Genomic DNA, 18,433 nt, shown 5'->3' with positions numbered 1-18,433 from the left:
AAGACAATCAACCAACCAACCCCAACAAGGAGCATCTGAAGTGACTGAACGCATTGTGCTTGCCTACTCCGGCGGCCTGGACACGTCCGTAGCCATCGGCTGGATCGGTGAAGCCACCGGTGCAGAGGTCATCGCCGTGGCCGTCGACGTCGGACAGGGCGGCGAGTCCCTCGAGACAATCCGCCAGCGTGCCCTCGGCTGCGGCGCCGTGGAAGCCTACGTCGCCGACGCCCGTGACGAATTCGCCAACGAATACGCCATGCCCACGCTGAAGGCCAACGCCCTCTACCAGGGCCACTACCCGCTGGTCTCCGCCATCTCCCGCCCCGTCATCGTCAAGCACCTGGTCAAGGCTGCGCGCGAATTCGGCGCCACCACCGTGGCCCACGGCTGCACCGGCAAGGGCAACGACCAGGTCCGCTTCGAAGTGGGCATCCAGACCCTCGGACCGGACCTGAAATGCATCGCCCCCGTCCGCGACCTCGCGCTGACCCGCGACAAGGCCATTGCCTTCGCCGAGGAAAAGGGCCTGCCGATCGAGACCACGAAGAAGAACCCGTACTCGATCGACCAGAACGTCTGGGGACGCGCCGTCGAAACCGGCTACCTCGAGGACATCTGGAACGCCCCCACCAAGGACATCTACGACTACACCGCCACCCCGGAATTCCCGCCGGCACCGGATGAGGTCACCATCTCCTTCCAGGCCGGTGTCCCGGTAGCGATCGACGGCGTCAAGGTCACCCCGCTGCAGGCCATCCAGGAACTGAACCGCCGTGCAGGTGCCCAGGGCGTTGGCCGGATCGACGTCGTGGAAGACCGGCTCGTCGGCATCAAGTCCCGCGAGATCTACGAGGCCCCCGGTGCCATGGCCCTGATCACCGCGCACAAGCACCTCGAAGACATCACCGTTGAGCGCGAGCAGGCACGCTTCAAGGCAACCGTTGGCCAGCGCTGGGCCGAGCTGGTGTACGACGGACAGTGGTTCTCCCCTCTCAAGCGCTCCCTCGACGCGTTTATCGAAGACACCCAGAAGTACGTCTCCGGCGACATCCGCATGGTGCTCCACGGCGGCCAGGCCATCGTCAACGGCCGCCGCTCAGACACCTCGCTCTACGACTTCGACCTCGCCACCTACGACACCGGCGACACCTTCGACCAGTCCATGGCGCGCGGCTTCATCGAACTGTTTGGCATGTCCTCCAAGGTCGCCTCGGGCCGCGACCTGCGGGTCGCAGGCGAGTAGCTTCCGTGGCTGAGCCAAAAGCAGAAGCAACCAACACCGGTGCACTGTGGGGCGGCCGGTTCGCCGGCGGCCCCGCGGATGCACTGGCCGCGCTGAGCAAGTCCACGCACTTTGACTGGCGGCTGGCCCGCTACGACATCGCCGGGTCCAAGGCGCACGCCCGCGTGCTGCACAAGGCCGGGCTGCTGGATGCTGCCGAGCTCGACGGCATGCTCGCCGCGCTCACGCAGCTGGACGAGGACGTTGCCTCGGGCGCCTACCTGCCCGCGGAATCCGACGAGGACGTCCACGGCTCGCTGGAACGCGGACTGATCGAACGCGCCGGCGCCCAACTGGGCGGCAAGCTCCGCGCCGGCCGGTCACGCAACGACCAGGTGGCAACCCTGGGCCGGATGTTCCTGCGCGACCACGCACGCATCATTGCCCGGGGCGTCCTGGCCACCATCGATGCGTTGGTGGAACAGGCAAAGGCCCACCAGGGCGTGGCCATGCCCGGCCGGACCCACCTGCAGCACGCCCAGCCGGTCCTGCTCAGCCACCACCTGCTGGCCCACGCCTGGCCGCTGCTGCGCGATGTCCAGCGGCTCCAGGACTGGGACAAGCGTGCCGGTGTCTCGCCGTACGGGTCCGGCGCACTGGCCGGATCTTCCCTCGGGCTCGATCCGGAGGCCGTGGCAGCGGACCTCGGCTTCTTCTCGGCCGCGCACAACTCGATTGACGGCACCGCCGCCCGCGATGTCTTCGCCGAGTTTGCCTGGGTCTGCTCCATGATCGGCGTGGACCTGTCCCGGATCTCCGAGGAAGTCATCTTCTGGGCCACCAAGGAGTTCTCCTTCGTCACGCTGCATGATTCCTACTCCACGGGGTCCTCGATCATGCCGCAGAAGAAGAACCCGGACGTGGCCGAGCTGGCGCGTGGCAAGGCAGGGCGCCTGATCGGCAACCTGACCGGCCTGCTGGCAACGCTCAAGGGCCTGCCGCTCGCGTACAACCGCGACCTGCAGGAGGACAAGGAACCGGTGTTCGACGCCGCAGACACCCTGGAGCTGCTACTCCCGGCAGTGTCCGGCATGATCGCCACCCTTAAGTTCAACCGGGAGCGGATGGAGTCACTGGCCCCGCAGGGCTTCGCGCTGGCCACGGATATCGCCGAATGGCTGGTCCGCCAGGGCGTGCCCTTCCGCGAGGCGCACGAACTGTCCGGCGCAGCGGTCAAGCAGGCAGAATCCCGCGGCGTTGAGCTGTGGGACCTGACCGACGAAGAGTACGCGGCCATCTCGGAGCACCTCACCCCTGAGGTCCGCACCGTCCTGTCCACCGAGGGGTCGCTCAACAGCCGCAACTCGCAGGGTGGAACGGCACCGGCCGCCGTCGAACGCCAGTTGGCCGCCCTCGAACGCGAGCTTGCCGGCGTGCGAGAGTACGCCGGATAAGGCTTCAACGCCCGCTCACCTCTGGCGGCTTTCACGCCGACGCCCGCTCACTTTCTTCGCGGAAGTGAGCGGGCGTTGCCGTTTAAGGGCCAACAAATGAGCAGGCGTTGGACTTTCAGCGGGACCGCCCCGTTAGCATGGCGCCATGAGCGAAACCTTCCGCACGTTCCTCCGCGCCCTCCCGGACTTCCCGGCCAGCCTTCCGGAGTTCGACCCCGCCACAGCGCCGCAGGACCCCGCCGAACTCTTCAGGCAGTGGCTGGACGAGGCCCTGGCAGCGGGCGAACCGCAGCCACACGCCTTCAGCCTCGCGACGGTCGGCGACGATTCCGGCGGCAGGCAGCAGCCGTCGTCGCGCATGCTGATCCTGAAGAACATCGACGACGACGGCTGGCACTTCGCCACGTCCCGCACGTCCCGCAAAGGCAGGGAATTGGCCGCTGCGCCGCAGGCGGCGATGAACTTCTACTGGGCGTCCCAGGGCCGGCAGGTCCGGGTGGCCGGTCCGGTGGCCGAACTGTCGGCTGAGGCGTCCGCCCGTGACTGGGCGGACCGCCCGCGCAGCGACGGCAACAGCAACCCGGGCTGGCAGCTGTACGCCGTCCAGCCGACGGAGTACGAGTTCTGGCAGGCCAGCAACGACCGCCAGCATGTGCGGCACAGGCTGGGCCGGAACGGCACACCCGCGGACTAGGATGAGCCCCATGACAGCTCCCGCACCGGATACCCTGCTTCCCGCGCTCCACAAGGCCGCCGGCGACCTCACCACCGACGTCGCCAAACTCACGGACGGGGACGTGAAGGCTCCGTCCGCGCTTCCCGGGTGGAGCCGCGGCCACGTCCTGGCGCACCTCACCGGAATCTCCAACGCGATGGCCCGGCAGCTGGAGTACGCAGCCCGCGGAGAGACGGTGGAACTGTACGACGGCGGCATGGACGGCCGGAACCGGGCCATCGACATGGCGGCCGGCCACGACGCCGCCATCCACCAGGCTGACCTGTCCACCGCCATTGACCGGGCGCTGCGGGCATTCGATGCCCTCCCGGGGGTCAAGGATTCGTCCGCCAACCGCAACGGATGGTGGGCTCCCATTGCCTACCGCGGGGGAGTGGTACTCGACGGCGGGCTTGCCCTGTGGCGCGAACTCACCATCCACAACGCGGACCTGCTCACCGGCAGGGGACCCGAAACCTGGGGCAGGGACTTCTGCGGCCACCTCTTCAAATTCCTCGAACCGAGGGTGCAGCCCGGAGTCAAACTACTCCTGCAACCCCTCGGACTGCCGCCGGTCTCCCTGGGCAGCGGCAACCGGTCCACCGTGGTCAACGGCATGCTCACCGACCTCGCCGCCTGGCTGGCCGGCCGGGAACCCACCCTCGGCAGCCTCCGCGCGTCGGCCAACGCTGACGGCACGGACCTTCCGGAGCTGCTGCCCTGGCCAGCCGCCACCCCGGCCACCAAGTAGAAGCCGGGACACCAGGTGGCGTCCGCCGGGGTCAGGCGGCTTCGCGCGCGAGCAGGCTTTCCTTGACCTGCAGGCCCCAGCGGAACCCGCCCAGGCTGCCATCCGTGCGGATCACCCGGTGGCACGGAACGAACAGGGCCGCGGCGTTGAAGGCACAGGCACTGGCCGCCGCCCGGACGGCTTTGGCGTTGCCCGCCAGCGCCGCGTACTCGGTGTACGTCACCGGGAAACCGGGTTTGACCTCCCGCAGGACATCCCAGGCATGGGAGCGGAAAGGCCCGGAACGCTGCAGGACGGGGACGGCCATGGCCGGTGCGGGGTCGCCGCTGTAGAAGGCATCGACGGCGGCCGAAATCGCACCGAGGCCGGTCACCTCTTCGAACGATGCGGGGAGCAGGGCGGGGTGGATCTGCCCGGTCAGGCCGGCGGGCCCGGAGGTCCATCCGGATGCCAGCACCACGCCGTCGCTGGCGAGGATGGTGAACGGGCCGTCCGGGGTGGACATTTCCAGCAGTTGGGCTTTCATGGCATCACTTTCACGGGTGCGGGGGTGCCGCGTCGGTCGATGGGCTGTCGGGGTTTGGCCGCGGCGCGCCAGAGGTGCATCGTCGCGTAGGAGCGCCACGGGCTGACCTCGCGGAAGTCCGGCGCGGCGGCATCTCCACCGGCATCTCCGCCGGGGGCAAGGGCCCGTATTCCGTTGCGGACGGCTGCATCGTTGGCCAGGAAGATGTCGGGAGCGCCCAGGACGCGCATGGCCACATAGCCCACCGTCCAGGGCCCGACGCCGGGCAGCGGCAGCAGTGCCGCGGTGAGGCTTGCGAGGTCGTCGCCGTAGCCGAACTGGAGCTGGCCGTCAGCCATGGCTGAGGCAGCGTGCAGGAGGGATTCGGTCCGCCGGCGGGGGCCGCGCAGCAGGTGTCCCGCTGCCGCGGTTTCCGCAGGCGAGGGAAACAGCCGGTCCAGTCCTTCTGCGGGAGAACTGCTGGGGCTGCCTGCGGCGGACAGTTGGGTCAGCGCCGTGCGGGCCCCGGCCACCGTGATCTGCTGGCCCACCATTGCGCGGACCAGCAGTTCCTGCGGATCGAGGGCGCCGGGCATCCGGATTCCCGGTGTTTCGGCTACCGCCGCCGCGAGCCTCCGGTCCACGCCGAGGGTGCTGTCGATCGCCTCCGGGTCGGCGTCCAGGTCGAACAGCCGCCGGACCCGGCTCAGCAGTGCGGGGAGGTCGCGCAGGTCCACCGCACCGACGGTGAGTGTCAGCGGCCGCCCCCGGGCGCCGTCGTCGTACGCCACAGTAAACCGGGCATCGCCGTGGGGAAGGCGCAGCGTCCGGGCGTAGGAGGTAGGTGTTCCCACCTCGATGCCGGGAATGGCGCGCACGGCCAGGAAGGAGAAGATGCCCGGATCAAAGGGCCGCCGGTACGGAAGGCTGAGGCTCAGGGCCGTGGTTCCGCCGGCAGGAGTGCCTGGCCGTGCGGTGGCCCGGAGGGCGGATGGCGTCATGGCGAAGACCTCCGCCACCGTTTCGTTGAACTGCCGCACGCTGCTGAAGCCCGCGGCAAACGCAATGTCGGCCAGCTTCATGCCCGTCGAGACCAAAAGCGTCCGGGCGGTCTGTGCGCGTCCCGCCCGGGCCAGGGACAGGGGACCGGCGCCCAGTTCGTGGGTCAGGATCCTGTTCAGCTGCCGCGAGGAGTACCCCAAGCGGGCGGCGAGGCCCTCCACGCCGTCGCGGTTGATCACGCCGTCGTTGATCAGGCGCATGGCCCGGCCGGCGACGTCCTGGCGGATATTCCACGCCGGCGTGCCGGGCACAGCCTCCGGGAGGCAGCGCTTGCAGGCCCGGTAGCCGGCGTCGTGCGCCGCAGCGGACGTTTCGTAGAACGTCACGTTCGAGGCTTTGGGTGTCCGCGCCGGGCAGGACGGGCGGCAGTAGATGCCGGTGGACCGGACAGCGGTGAAGAACTGCCCGTCGAAGCGGGTGTCGCGCGCATCGATGGCGCGGTAGCGCTGCCAAAAGTCCATTCCTCCATCCTGCCAGCCGCAGGCGGCCTTCACTAGCGGAAATCGGACACGTCCCTGCAGCCCGGCCCGCCGCGGTGTTCCGGTAGGTTTCGCGGGATTTGGGTAGGGTCTGGCCATGAATGAATATCCGTCCACGGCGGGGCGGCCGCTGCGGGAAATCCTCACCGGAGACGCGCGGGAGCTGGCCCCGCTCCTGCTGGGGGCCGTCCTCACCCACGAATCCCGCGAGGGGCCGGTATCCGTCCGGCTCACCGAGGTGGAGGCCTACCTGGGGCCCGAGGACTCGCTGCACCCGGATCCGGGGTCGCACACCTTCCGCGGCCAAACGCCCCGGAACGCCCCCATGTTCGGGCCGGCCGGGCACCTGTACGTCTACTTCACCTACGGCATGCACCATTGCACCAATATCGTCTGCGGGCCCGAAGGCGTTGCCTCCGCCCTGTTGCTGCGGGCCGGCGAAATCGTGGAGGGCGTTGGCCTTGCGCAGCTCCGGCGGCCCACGTCGAAGACGCCCGCAGACCTCGCCCGGGGCCCGGCCCGGCTCGCCAAGGCGCTGGGACTGACGACGGCGGACAGCGGCCGGGATGCCCTGGCCGCGCCGTTCCGGCTCGTGCTTCCGTCCGGGCCGGCGACGGAGCTCAGTTCCGGTCCCCGTGTGGGCGTATCCGGCGCCGGCGGTTCCGACGAGTATGCCTGGCGTTTCTGGCTAACGGGCGACCCCACGGTCTCCGCATACAAGGCGGCCCAGCCGCGGTCCAGGGCGCGAAAGCCTCCCGTGTCCGGGAGCGCCGGGTTTCACAAGCGTTAACGGAAATGGTTGTAGAATGGACGGTCTGTCTTGCGCGATAGGGGAACGTTAAATGCTCGACGCCGATTTGGCCCACGAACGTGAGTATGTAGCCGGCCTGTATGCCCGGCTGGAAGAGCTCCGTGAGGAGAAGCGCCGGCAGCTGTCACAGGTGCGCCGGTCCGGTGCCGTGGGCACCATGCAGAACGTCTCCGAGCGCGACGCGTTCGCGGCACTGTACGAAGACCGCCTGGCGCAGCTGGACGCCGTCGACGACCGCCTGGTCTTCGGCCGCCTGGACCTGGACTCCGGCGAAGAACAGTACATCGGCCGGATCGGCCTCACCACCGAGGACCTGCAGCGGCTCATGGTGGACTGGCGTGCCCCCGAAGCCGGGCATTTCTACCAGGCCACAGCCTTCGACCGGCAGGGTGTCCGCCGGCGCCGCCACCTGATCCTGCAGGGCCGCGAGGTCAAAGCCATTGAAGACGACGTGCTGGATGCGTCGATGCTCTCGGACGACGAATCCCTGCAGGGCGAGGGCGCCCTGCTGGCCGCGCTGAACTCCAAGCGGACCGGCCGGATGTCGGACATCGTGAGCACCATCCAGTCTGAACAGGACCGGATCATCCGTTCGTCCATTTCGGGCGCCCTGGTGGTGCAGGGCGGCCCCGGTACGGGCAAGACCGCCGTGGCGCTGCACCGTGCCGCGTACCTGCTGTACACCCACCGGGACCGGCTCAAGAGTGCAGGCGTGCTGCTGGTGGGCCCGTCGTCGTCGTTCATGAAGTACATCGAACGCGTGCTGCCCTCGCTGGGCGAGACCGGCGTCGTGATGGCCAGCGTGGGCCGCCTGATGCCCGGAATCCATGCGGTGCCCGAAGCCGACCCGGACGTCGCCGCCATTAAGGGCCGCCTGGACATGGCGAAGATCGTGGCCAACGCCGTCTCCAACCGCCAGCGGACTCCTGCAGCCAACCGCATCCTTGAAGTGGACGGCCGCAAACTGACCCTGACGCCGCGGCAGGTCCGCCGCGCACGCGAGCGGGCGCGTTCCACCGGGAAGCCGCACAACGAGGCCCGCGTGACGTTCGTGAAGATCCTGCTGCGCGAACTCACGGAACAGCTCACCGACATGATCGAGGCGGACAACATCGGCAACAGTGCCGACCGCTCGTACCTGGCCGAAGACGTCCGCACCGCCCGGGATGTTCGGATCGCCCTGAACCTGTGCTGGATGCCCATGACGCCGGAGAAGCTGATCTCCGAGCTGTTCAGCAAGCCCGCCATCCTTGAGTTCTGCACCCCGCTCCTTACCCCGGCGGAGCGGGAACTGCTGCGGCGGCCGGCGGACGCCCCGTGGACCGAAGCGGATGTGCCGCTGCTGGACGAGGCAGCCGAGCTGCTCGGCGAGCTCGACCCCGCCGCCGGGCGGGGCCTTGCCCAGCAGGAACACGACCGTGCCCGGGACGTCGCCAACGCCAAGCAGACCCTCGAAAACATGCAGATGGCAGGCGTGGACCCGCTGATGTCGGCTGAGGAACTGGCCGAGCAAAACCGTGAACAGGAAACCCGGCAGACGGCCGCGGAGCGTGCCACCAGCGACCGCACCTGGGCGTTCGGACACATCGTGGTTGACGAAGCGCAGGAACTGTCGCCCATGCAGTGGCGGCTCCTCGTCCGGCGGTGCCCGCTGAAGTCCTTCACCATAGTGGGGGACATTGCCCAGACCAGTTCCGTGGCCGGCGCCAACTCCTGGCAGGGCGCCCTGGCCCCGATGTTCGGTGAACGGTGGCAGCTCGAGGAGCTGACCGTCAACTACCGCACCCCGTCCCAGATCGCCGAGGCCGCGGTCCGGATGGCAAACGCTGCCGGCCTGGTGGTGTCCGCTCCCAAGGCCGTCCGCGAGGGCCGCTGGTCGCCCATCGTTGACGAAGTGGAAGCGGGAGCGGTGGTCAGCCGCCTCGTCGAGGTCCTTCCGGAGGAGCTGGAAGCGCTCGACGGCGGCCTGCTCGCCGTGATTGCCGACGGTGAGCTGCTGCCTGCCGCGACGTCCGCGTTGCGTTCGGCCTACGGGCGCCGCATCGGCACCGGTGCAGGCAGTTACGAGCAGGACATTGTGGTCATAAGCCCCCGCGAAGCGAAAGGCCTGGAGTTCGACGGGGTGGTGGTTCTGGAACCGTCCACCATGCTGAACCACGAGCACGGCAAGGTGGGGGACCTGTATGTGGCCATGACCCGCGCCACGCAGCGCCTGCGGCTGATCGCGGCGCAGCCCGTCCCGGCCGGCATCGTCCGCTGATCCGGGCGCTGCGATACTGCTAACTTAGAAGGCGTGCCAGACATCAACAGCCTCGAAACGCAACAGAACGACCCCACCTTCGCCAACATTTGGCAGGAGCTGAAGTGGCGTGGCCTGGTCCACGTCTCCACCGACGAAGCCGAACTTGAGAAGCTCCTCGCCGGCGGACCGGTCACGTACTATTGCGGCTTCGACCCCACCGCGCCCAGCCTGCACCTGGGCAACCTGGTCCAGCTGCTGGTCATGCGGCGGCTGCAGCTCGCCGGGCACAAGCCGCTTGGCCTCGTGGGAGGCTCCACGGGCATGATCGGCGATCCCCGTCCGACGGCGGAGCGGACGCTGAACACCAAGGACACCGTGGCGGAATGGGTCGGGTACCTCCAGGCCCAGGTCCGGCGTTTCCTCAGCTTCGAGGGCGACAACGCCGCCCGGATGGTGAACAACCTGGACTGGACTGCGCCGCTGAGCGCCATCGACTTCCTGCGCGAAGTGGGCAAGCACTTCCGCGTAGGCACCATGCTGCGCAAGGACGCCGTTGCGTCCCGCCTCAGCTCGGACGAGGGAATCAGCTACACGGAGTTCAGCTACCAGATCCTCCAGGGCATGGACTACTTGCAGCTCTACCGTGACTACGCCTGCATGCTGCAGACCGGCGGTTCGGACCAGTGGGGCAACCTGACGAGCGGCACCGAGCTTATCCGCAAGGTTGAGGGCAAGAGCGTCCACGCCATGGGAACGCCGCTGATCACCAATTCGGACGGAACCAAATTCGGCAAGAGTGAAGGGAACGCCATCTGGCTTGATGCCGGCATGTGCAGCCCCTACGCCTTCTACCAGTTCTGGCTCAACACGGCAGATGCCGACGTTGTGGACCGGCTCAAGGTGTTCACCTTCCTCACCCGTTCGGAGATCGAGGACATTGCCACGGCCGTCGCCGAGCGTCCCTTCGCCCGTGAGGGCCAGCGGAAGCTCGCCTTCGAAGTGACCTCGCTGGTTCACGGCGTTGATGCCACTGAGAAGGTCATTGCCGCATCAGCTGCCCTTTTTGGTAACGGTGACCTTGCCGCCTTGGACAAGCAGACCCTCCAGGCGGCCACTTCCGAGCTCCCCACCGCCACGGTGCAGGTGGACGCGCTGGGAATTGTGGACCTGTTGGTGGCGTCCGGCCTTTCGGAAAGCAAATCGGCAGCCCGGCGCACTGTGGGTGAAGGAGGCGCCTACGTCAACAACGAAAAGGTGCTGGACCCGGAAACGGTCATTGCTGAATCAGAACTCCTCCACGGGCAGTACCTGCTGCTCCGCCGGGGCAAGAAGAACCTGGCAACGGTGGAAGTGCTGGTCCCGTAGCGGGGGAGGGAAACCTACCACCTGCACGCCTCTCTGTGGCCGATTTGCGCGGCCACGGAGGGGCGTGTATTGTTTTCTGAGTCGCCGCCGCTGAGTGGTGACAAACCCCCAACCGATATTGAGAAGCAATTCTTGGCCATGCGGTGCATGGAATGAAGAAATGCTTCACTTTTGGCTGGGCGGATCCAGTTCCGCAGGGTGAATTCCGGGAAAACAACCGGATTTGCAAAAGCGAAACTGAATGAAATAAGATTGAAACATCGCAGCGAAGAAATACGGAATAGATATTCATTGCTAAATGAATTGTTTCGGGAATATTCGAATGTGTCTGTTGTTTGAGAACTCAATAGTGTGCCAAGTTTGTTGATACCAATTTATTGTATTGAATTGGTTGAATTTGCTGTGCCGCCACCCCGTGGTTGGCATGGTGTTTTTGGCTGGTTTCAAATTTTGTGCATCCATTTTGTCCCGTTATTTCCGGGGTTGGTGGGTGTGTCTGTTTTTGTTTTACTTCAACGGAGAGTTTGATCCTGGCTCAGGATGAACGCTGGCGGCGTGCTTAACACATGCAAGTCGAACGATGAACCTCACTTGTGGGGGGATTAGTGGCGAACGGGTGAGTAACACGTGAGTAACCTGCCCTTGACTCTGGGATAAGCCTGGGAAACTGGGTCTAATACCGGATATGACTGATCATCGCATGGTGGTTGGTGGAAAGCTTTTGCGGTTTTGGATGGACTCGCGGCCTATCAGCTTGTTGGTGGGGTAATGGCCTACCAAGGCGACGACGGGTAGCCGGCCTGAGAGGGTGACCGGCCACACTGGGACTGAGACACGGCCCAGACTCCTACGGGAGGCAGCAGTGGGGAATATTGCACAATGGGCGGAAGCCTGATGCAGCGACGCCGCGTGAGGGATGACGGCCTTCGGGTTGTAAACCTCTTTCAGTAGGGAAGAAGCGTAAGTGACGGTACCTGCAGAAGAAGCGCCGGCTAACTACGTGCCAGCAGCCGCGGTAATACGTAGGGCGCAAGCGTTATCCGGAATTATTGGGCGTAAAGAGCTCGTAGGCGGTTTGTCGCGTCTGCCGTGAAAGTCCGGGGCTCAACTCCGGATCTGCGGTGGGTACGGGCAGACTAGAGTGATGTAGGGGAGACTGGAATTCCTGGTGTAGCGGTGAAATGCGCAGATATCAGGAGGAACACCGATGGCGAAGGCAGGTCTCTGGGCATTAACTGACGCTGAGGAGCGAAAGCATGGGGAGCGAACAGGATTAGATACCCTGGTAGTCCATGCCGTAAACGTTGGGCACTAGGTGTGGGGGACATTCCACGTTTTCCGCGCCGTAGCTAACGCATTAAGTGCCCCGCCTGGGGAGTACGGCCGCAAGGCTAAAACTCAAAGGAATTGACGGGGGCCCGCACAAGCGGCGGAGCATGCGGATTAATTCGATGCAACGCGAAGAACCTTACCAAGGCTTGACATGAACCGGAAACGCCTGGAAACAGGTGCCCCACTTGTGGTCGGTTTACAGGTGGTGCATGGTTGTCGTCAGCTCGTGTCGTGAGATGTTGGGTTAAGTCCCGCAACGAGCGCAACCCTCGTTCTATGTTGCCAGCACGTGATGGTGGGGACTCATAGGAGACTGCCGGGGTCAACTCGGAGGAAGGTGGGGACGACGTCAAATCATCATGCCCCTTATGTCTTGGGCTTCACGCATGCTACAATGGCCGGTACAAAGGGTTGCGATACTGTGAGGTGGAGCTAATCCCAAAAAGCCGGTCTCAGTTCGGATTGGGGTCTGCAACTCGACCCCATGAAGTCGGAGTCGCTAGTAATCGCAGATCAGCAACGCTGCGGTGAATACGTTCCCGGGCCTTGTACACACCGCCCGTCAAGTCACGAAAGTTGGTAACACCCGAAGCCGGTGGCCTAACCCCTTGTGGGGGGGAGCCGTCGAAGGTGGGACTGGCGATTGGGACTAAGTCGTAACAAGGTAGCCGTACCGGAAGGTGCGGCTGGATCACCTCCTTTCTAAGGAGCACCTACAGCTTTCTGTCCTGGATGTATGTCCGGTGGTGGGGGTTGTCAGGAGAATGCCCGTTGCACGGACGAATGTTTCGTGGCGGGTGCTCAAGGGTGGAATATCAACAAATAGGTGCCTGGTGGCACGGACCGTTTGCTAGTACGGACTGATCTCTTCGGAGTTGGTCCTGGAACGTTCGGTGGTCTGGTCTGCTGGGTAGTGTTTGGCACACTGTTGGGTCCTGAGGCAACAGGACCGGGGAGGGCCCTTGGGGTTCTTGTCGGTACTTTGTTTCTGGTTTCCCTGCTGCACCGATCATGCATGGTGATCCCTTTTGGGGGGTTGTGTGTGGGGTGTGTGGTGTGGGGTTGTTGTTTGAGAACTACATAGTGGACGCGAGCATCTTGTATAAGAAGCAATTTCCAAGAATATGAACCTGGATCTGGTTCGTGCGCCTTTGGGTGTGCGGGTCGGTTTCTGTGGTTCTCTCGAAAATGTTTTGATCTTTGTGGTCAAGTTTTTAAGAGCACACGGTGGATGCCTTGGCATTAGGAGCCGAAGAAGGACGTAGGAATCTGCGATAAGCCTGGGGGAGTCGATAACCGGACTGTGATCCCAGGGTGTCCGAATGGGGAAACCCCGCCAGGAGCGCGAGTTACCTGGTGACCCGCATCTGAACACATAGGGTGCGTGGAGGGAACGCGGGGAAGTGAAACATCTCAGTACCCGCAGGAAGAGAAAACAATAGTGATTCCGTTAGTAGTGGCGAGCGAACGCGGATCAGGCTAAACCGTTCCATGTGTGATAGCCGGCGGGCGTTGCATGGTCGGGGTTGTGGGACATTACGTGTCAGTTCTGCCGGGCTGACGGGGTGTGGGTGTGCGTATAGGTGAACGGTCTTGAAAGGCCGGCCAGAGAGGGTGTTAGTCCCGTAACTGTAATGCGTTGCACCGCCTTGTTGATGTATCCCAAGTAGTACGGGGCCCGAGAAATCCCGTGCGAATCTGTCAGGACCACCTGATAAGCCTAAATACTCCCTAATGACCGATAGCGGACCAGTACCGTGAGGGAAAGGTGAAAAGTACCCCGGGAGGGGAGTGAAACAGTACCTGAAACCGTGTGCTTACAATCCGTCGGAGCAACCTTGTAGTTGTGACGGCGTGCCTTTTGAAGAATGAGCCTGCGAGTTAGTGTTACGTCGCGAGGTTAACCCGTGTGGGGCAGCCGTAGCGAAAGCGAGTCTGAATAGGGCGTTTGAGTGGCGTGATCTAGACCCGAAGCGAAGTGATCTACCCATGGCCAGGTTGAAGCGACGGTAAGACGTCGTGGAGGACCGAACCCACTTCAGTTGAAAATGGAGGGGATGAGCTGTGGGTAGGGGTGAAAGGCCAATCAAACTTCGTGATAGCTGGTTCTCCCCGAAATGCATTTAGGTGCAGCGTTGCGTGTTTCTTATCGGAGGTAGAGCTACTGGATGGCTAATGGGCCCTACAAGGTTACTGACGTCAGCCAAACTCCGAATGCCGGTAAGTGAGAGCGTAGCAGTGAGACTGTGGGGGATAAGCTTCATAGTCGAGAGGGAAACAGCCCAGACCACCAACTAAGGCCCCTAAGCGTGTGCTAAGTGGGAAAGGATGTGGAGTTGCGAAGACAACCAGGAGGTTGGCTTAGAAGCAGCCATCCTTAAAAGAGTGCGTAATAGCTCACTGGTCAAGTGATTCCGCGCCGACAATGTAGCGGGGCTCAAGTACACCGCCGAAGTTGTGGCATTCAAATATTAGCTAAGCCCTTGTGGTTCAGGCGTTTGGATGGGTAGGGGAGCGTCGTGTGGGCAGTGAAGTCGCGGTGGAAACCAGCGGTGGAGCCTACACGAGTGAGAATGCAGGCATGAGTAGCGAAAGACGGGTGAGAAACCCGTCCGCCGAATGATCAAGGGTTCCAGGGTCAAGCTAATCTGCCCTGGGTAAGTCGGGACCTAAGGCGAGGCCGACAGGCGTAGTCGATGGACAACGGGTTGATATTCCCGTACCGGCGAAAAACCGCCCATGTTGAACAGGGGATACTAACTGCCCGAGACCTGCCCGATCACCCTTGTGGTGTGAGGGTTTTGGTGGAGCGCAGGACCTGATCCTGGGAGGCAAGCGTATTAACAGGTGTGACGCAGGAAGGTAGCCGAGCCGGGCGATGGTTGTCCCGGTCTAAGGATGTAGGGCGAGTGGTAGGCAAATCCGCCACTCATGATGCCTGAGATCTGATGGGACCCCCGTTTGGGGGGATTTGGTGATCCTATGCTGCCGAGAAAAGCATCGACGCGAGGTTTTAGCCGCCCGTACCCCAAACCGACACAGGTGATCAGGTAGAGAATACTAAGGCGATCGAGAGAATTATGGTTAAGGAACTCGGCAAAATGCCCCCGTAACTTCGGGAGAAGGGGGGCCCCAACCTTGATGGACACTTGCTGTCCGGAGGGGATCGGGGCCGCAGAGACCAGGGGGAAGCGACTGTTTACTAAAAACACAGGTCCGTGCGAAGTCGCAAGACGATGTATACGGACTGACTCCTGCCCGGTGCTGGAAGGTTAAGAGGACCGGTTAGCCTGTAAGGGCGAAGCTGAGAATTTAAGCCCCAGTAAACGGCGGTGGTAACTATAACCATCCTAAGGTAGCGAAATTCCTTGTCGGGTAAGTTCCGACCTGCACGAATGGAGTAACGACTTCCCCGCTGTCTCAACCATAAACTCGGCGAAATTGCAGTACGAGTAAAGATGCTCGTTACGCGCAGCAGGACGGAAAGACCCCGAGACCTTTACTATAGTTTGGTATTGGTGTTCGGAGTGGCTTGTGTAGGATAGGTGGGAGACGTTGAAGCCCGGACGCCAGTTCGGGTGGAGTCATCGTTGAAATACCACTCTGGTCACTTTGGACATCTAACTTCGGCCCGTAATCCGGGTCAGGGACAGTGCCTGATGGGTAGTTTAACTGGGGCGGTTGCCTCCTAAAAAGTAACGGAGGCGCCCAAAGGTTCCCTCAGCCTGGTTGGCAATCAGGTGTCGAGTGTAAGTGCACAAGGGAGCTTGACTGTGAGAGAGACATCTCGAGCAGGGACGAAAGTCGGGACTAGTGATCCGGCGGTACATTGTGGAATGGCCGTCGCTCAACGGATAAAAGGTACCTCGGGGATAACAGGCTGATCTTGCCCAAGAGTCCATATCGACGGCATGGTTTGGCACCTCGATGTCGGCTCGTCGCATCCTGGGGCTGGAGTAGGTCCCAAGGGTTGGGCTGTTCGCCCATTAAAGCGGTACGCGAGCTGGGTTTAGAACGTCGTGAGACAGTTCGGTCCCTATCCGCTGCGCGCGCAGGAAATTTGAGAAGGGCTGTCCTTAGTACGAGAGGACCGGGACGGACGAACCTCTGGTGTGTCAGTTGTACTGCCAAGTGCACCGCTGATTAGCTACGTTCGGATGGGATAACCGCTGAAAGCATCTAAGCGGGAAGCTCGCTTCGAGATGAGATTTCCATACACTTTATTGTGTGAGAGGCCCCCAGCCAGACCACTGGGTTGATAGGCCGGATGTGGAAGCGAGGACTAACGACTCGTGAAGCTGACCGGTACTAATAGGCCAACAACTTACACCACACAGAAAAATACATAACTCTGCTTGCGTCCACTATGTGGTTCCCAACCAACAACCCAACACGTTGCCGGCCGGAACCAAAACAACTGAATACAACACCACATGTTGTAACCACCAGATTTCCCACACCACCCCCTAAAAGGGGTTGGTGACGGGTAGAAGGGTTACGGCGGTCATAGCGTGGGGGAAACGCCCGGTCCCATTCCGAACCCGGAAGCTAAGACCCACAGCGCCGATGGTACTGCACCCGGGAGGGTGTGGGAGAGTAGGACACCGCCGGACAAACATTGAGTAGGGCCCTGACACAACTGTCAGGGCCCTACCACTTTAACCACCACCACAAACCCCACAGCCCCGGATCCCCGCTCACTCATGGCGGGTCCCACCCGGACGCCCGCTCACTTGTGGCGGCACCCACCCACACCCCCACTCAAACCACGGAACGACCACCCCCGATGCCCCATCACAACGGGCACCCAACACCCGCTCTCAGGACCCCTAACCGATAGCGCAACAAATGCCCAGGCAACCGCCACAAATGAGCACGCGTCCCAAGGACAGCCGCCACAAGTGAGCGCGCGTCGACTGGTGGTCAGGCGGCGCGGCGGGTTGAGGCTGGAAGGTGCCTGCCGGCGTCGTACGTATCAAAGGACGAGGCGCCGATGACGAAGATGCCGCGCTGCGGAATCCAGAAGTCGCCCAGCCGGGTCTGCCTGGTCAACGGACGCATGGTGCCCAGGTCTTCGCCGCCCACCGTCGCGGAGCTGCCCGATATGAACCACATCTGCCGAGGCTTGGCCCGGAAGCCCTGACCGTTCGGGACGTCGCCGGCGAGGCCCAGACGGCCGGCTCCGAGCATCGGGCCAGCGGCGACGCTCATGGACTTCAGGAACCCTGTGCTCTCCAGAAGGGGAGCTGGCAGCGCGCTCATCACCAGTGTCATGGCGCGGGTAATGGGTGTGGACGCCAGGTCCACATGCCACGCCAGCTCCAGTTCGCGGCCGATGGTCACACTGACGCTGGAGTCGCCTGTCCAAGCCACGGTCACCGGACATTGGACGGCGGACTCGAGGGCCGAACCGAAATAGCGGGCGCAGGATTGCTCGGGCGGTGCATCGGCGTAGATGCTCCAGGCACCGGACGGGCGGCGCAGCCACACCGAGGTGTACCCAGGTCCAACACTGTTCACAGGAAACCGGCGCATAGCCAGGACGTGGCCCGAGCTGAAGGGCAGCCCCATCACGCCGTAGCCGGAGAACCGTTCATCGTTGCCGGGTCCAAGCTCGGCGTTCTGCTCGGCATCAGAGGCCTGCTCGCGGATACTTTTCATGCGGTGCCTCCGTAACGCGTGCCTCCACCGGCAGTGGTGCGGCCAGTCTACGCCCGGAATTTTCGCAGAGGCACAGTGCGCATGCCGGACCGGAGTTACCGCTTAGGACCCGCCGGCGAAGCTTAGGCCGCGATCGGCGAGGGCGGCATCGAGCAGGCGGATGGCTTTGGGACCTACCCCATGCATGGCCAGCAGATCCCTGGCGGAGTGGTCCGCGGCCTGGGCCAGCGTTGTGATGCCCGCCTGCAGGAGTGCGCTGTTCGCCGGCCGGTTCAGTGGTGGCAGGTCGCCGATCTGCGCTGGTATGTCTCGGGTGCTCATGCCGCCCAGCGTACCGTCACGGCCGGTGCCGTTGGACGTACTGCGTTGCGTGGTGCGTCAGACTGGAGGCTGTTCGCACAACGAAAGAAGCTCCCTTGATTACTCTCCAGCAGGACGCAGAAGGCTTCGTCCGGATGAACCGCCACTACCCGGCCAGCATCCGGATCGCCATCGCCTTCAACGACGGCACCTCACGCGAATTCTCCGGCAAGACGCTCAACGCAGCGTACGATGCCGCAATGGCCGAGTTCCGCGCCAAGAACGGCCTCGACGCGCGCGGTTTCGACAGGAAGCCGGCGGCCCGGACAAACTCCGGAAATAAGGTCGACTTCGTCCGGGTGCATCCCGGCATGGGGGAGTAGCCACTCCTGTCCGTAGCAACGCGGCAATAGCGGCTTGACGAAAACCATAGAGGCACCCCCCCGGCTCTAACCAGGGAACGACCACCTCCGATGCCCATCACATCGGGCTCCCAACACCCGCTCCTAAAAACCCCACCTGGCAGCGCAA

General features: G+C 63.5%; 12 protein-coding genes and 3 rRNA genes. 11 read left to right on the top strand and 4 right to left on the bottom strand.

Features of this window, described 5'->3' with window-relative positions; genetic code table 11:
* Positions 1 to 40: 40 nt before the first annotated feature.
* From QE394_RS01590 to QE394_RS01575, 4 genes are all read left to right on the top strand, one after another.
* Positions 41 to 1,246 carry an argininosuccinate synthase gene (locus QE394_RS01590; protein WP_056083213.1) on the top strand — a complete coding sequence of 402 codons (1,206 nt, stop codon included), beginning with the start codon at positions 41 to 43 and terminating at the stop codon, positions 1,244 to 1,246.
* A 5-nt stretch (positions 1,247 to 1,251) separates the two neighbouring features.
* Positions 1,252 to 2,679 carry an argininosuccinate lyase gene (argH, locus tag QE394_RS01585; protein WP_261620781.1) on the top strand — a complete coding sequence of 476 codons (1,428 nt, stop codon included), beginning with the start codon at positions 1,252 to 1,254 and terminating at the stop codon, positions 2,677 to 2,679.
* A 145-nt stretch (positions 2,680 to 2,824) separates the two neighbouring features.
* A complete protein-coding gene (locus QE394_RS01580) occupies positions 2,825 to 3,373 on the top strand; it encodes a pyridoxamine 5'-phosphate oxidase family protein (protein ID WP_349033578.1) in 549 nt (182 codons plus the stop codon).
* A 10-nt stretch (positions 3,374 to 3,383) separates the two neighbouring features.
* Positions 3,384 to 4,145, top strand: a complete 762-nt coding sequence (locus QE394_RS01575; protein WP_349033577.1) for a maleylpyruvate isomerase family mycothiol-dependent enzyme — start codon at positions 3,384 to 3,386, stop codon at positions 4,143 to 4,145.
* A gap of 31 nt (positions 4,146 to 4,176) precedes the next feature.
* Here the strand turns inward: QE394_RS01575 and QE394_RS01570 are convergent, their stop codons facing one another.
* Complete coding sequence (locus QE394_RS01570) at positions 4,177 to 4,671, bottom strand: methylated-DNA--[protein]-cysteine S-methyltransferase (protein ID WP_261620778.1); 495 nt, start codon at positions 4,669 to 4,671, stop codon at positions 4,177 to 4,179.
* Positions 4,668 to 6,173, bottom strand: a complete 1,506-nt coding sequence (locus QE394_RS01565; protein ID WP_349033576.1) for an AlkA N-terminal domain-containing protein — start codon at positions 6,171 to 6,173, stop codon at positions 4,668 to 4,670. The genes QE394_RS01570 and QE394_RS01565 overlap by 4 nt, the downstream gene beginning before the upstream one ends.
* Before the next feature lie 115 nt (positions 6,174 to 6,288).
* Between QE394_RS01565 and QE394_RS01560 the strand changes: the two genes are divergently transcribed.
* The 6 genes from QE394_RS01560 to rrf all read left to right on the top strand — a co-directional run bounded on the left by QE394_RS01560 (position 6,289) and on the right by rrf (position 16,554).
* The gene (locus QE394_RS01560; protein ID WP_056083199.1) at positions 6,289 to 6,981 is read left to right on the top strand and encodes a DNA-3-methyladenine glycosylase; all 693 of its coding nucleotides are present in this window, start codon (positions 6,289 to 6,291) and stop codon (positions 6,979 to 6,981) included.
* Between the two features lie 52 nt (positions 6,982 to 7,033).
* A complete protein-coding gene (locus QE394_RS01555; RefSeq protein ID WP_349033575.1) occupies positions 7,034 to 9,262 on the top strand; it encodes an AAA family ATPase in 2,229 nt (742 codons plus the stop codon).
* Between the two features lie 33 nt (positions 9,263 to 9,295).
* Positions 9,296 to 10,609: a tyrosine--tRNA ligase gene (gene tyrS / locus QE394_RS01550; RefSeq protein ID WP_056083193.1), complete on the top strand. Its 1,314-nt coding sequence runs from the start codon at positions 9,296 to 9,298 to the stop codon at positions 10,607 to 10,609.
* A 512-nt stretch (positions 10,610 to 11,121) separates the two neighbouring features.
* Positions 11,122 to 12,643, top strand: a 16S ribosomal RNA gene (locus QE394_RS01545).
* Between the two features lie 502 nt (positions 12,644 to 13,145).
* Positions 13,146 to 16,274 (top strand): 23S ribosomal RNA (locus tag QE394_RS01540).
* Positions 16,275 to 16,437: 163 nt separating this feature from the next.
* Positions 16,438 to 16,554 (top strand): 5S ribosomal RNA (gene rrf, locus QE394_RS01535).
* The 16S, 23S and 5S rRNA genes sit together here, the layout of an rRNA operon.
* Positions 16,555 to 16,864: 310 nt before the next feature.
* Here rrf and QE394_RS01530 read toward each other — a convergent pair.
* Positions 16,865 to 17,602 carry a hypothetical protein gene (locus QE394_RS01530; protein ID WP_349033574.1) on the bottom strand — a complete coding sequence of 246 codons (738 nt, stop codon included), beginning with the start codon at positions 17,600 to 17,602 and terminating at the stop codon, positions 16,865 to 16,867.
* Positions 17,603 to 17,704: 102 nt separating this feature from the next.
* Positions 17,705 to 17,923: a hypothetical protein gene (locus QE394_RS01525; protein ID WP_349033573.1), complete on the bottom strand. Its 219-nt coding sequence runs from the start codon at positions 17,921 to 17,923 to the stop codon at positions 17,705 to 17,707.
* A 95-nt stretch (positions 17,924 to 18,018) separates the two neighbouring features.
* On the opposite strand from QE394_RS01525, the gene QE394_RS01520 reads away from it, so the two are divergent.
* Positions 18,019 to 18,285: a hypothetical protein gene (locus QE394_RS01520; protein WP_056077703.1), complete on the top strand. Its 267-nt coding sequence runs from the start codon at positions 18,019 to 18,021 to the stop codon at positions 18,283 to 18,285.
* Positions 18,286 to 18,433 lie beyond the last annotated feature (148 nt).

Source organism: Pseudarthrobacter sp. SORGH_AS 212 (assembly GCF_030818145.1).
In the GTDB taxonomy this organism is placed as follows: Bacteria; Actinomycetota; Actinomycetes; order Actinomycetales; family Micrococcaceae; genus Arthrobacter.
Note: the sequence above shows the minus strand (reverse complement) of the source record. Positions and strands in the feature narration are given on the sequence as shown.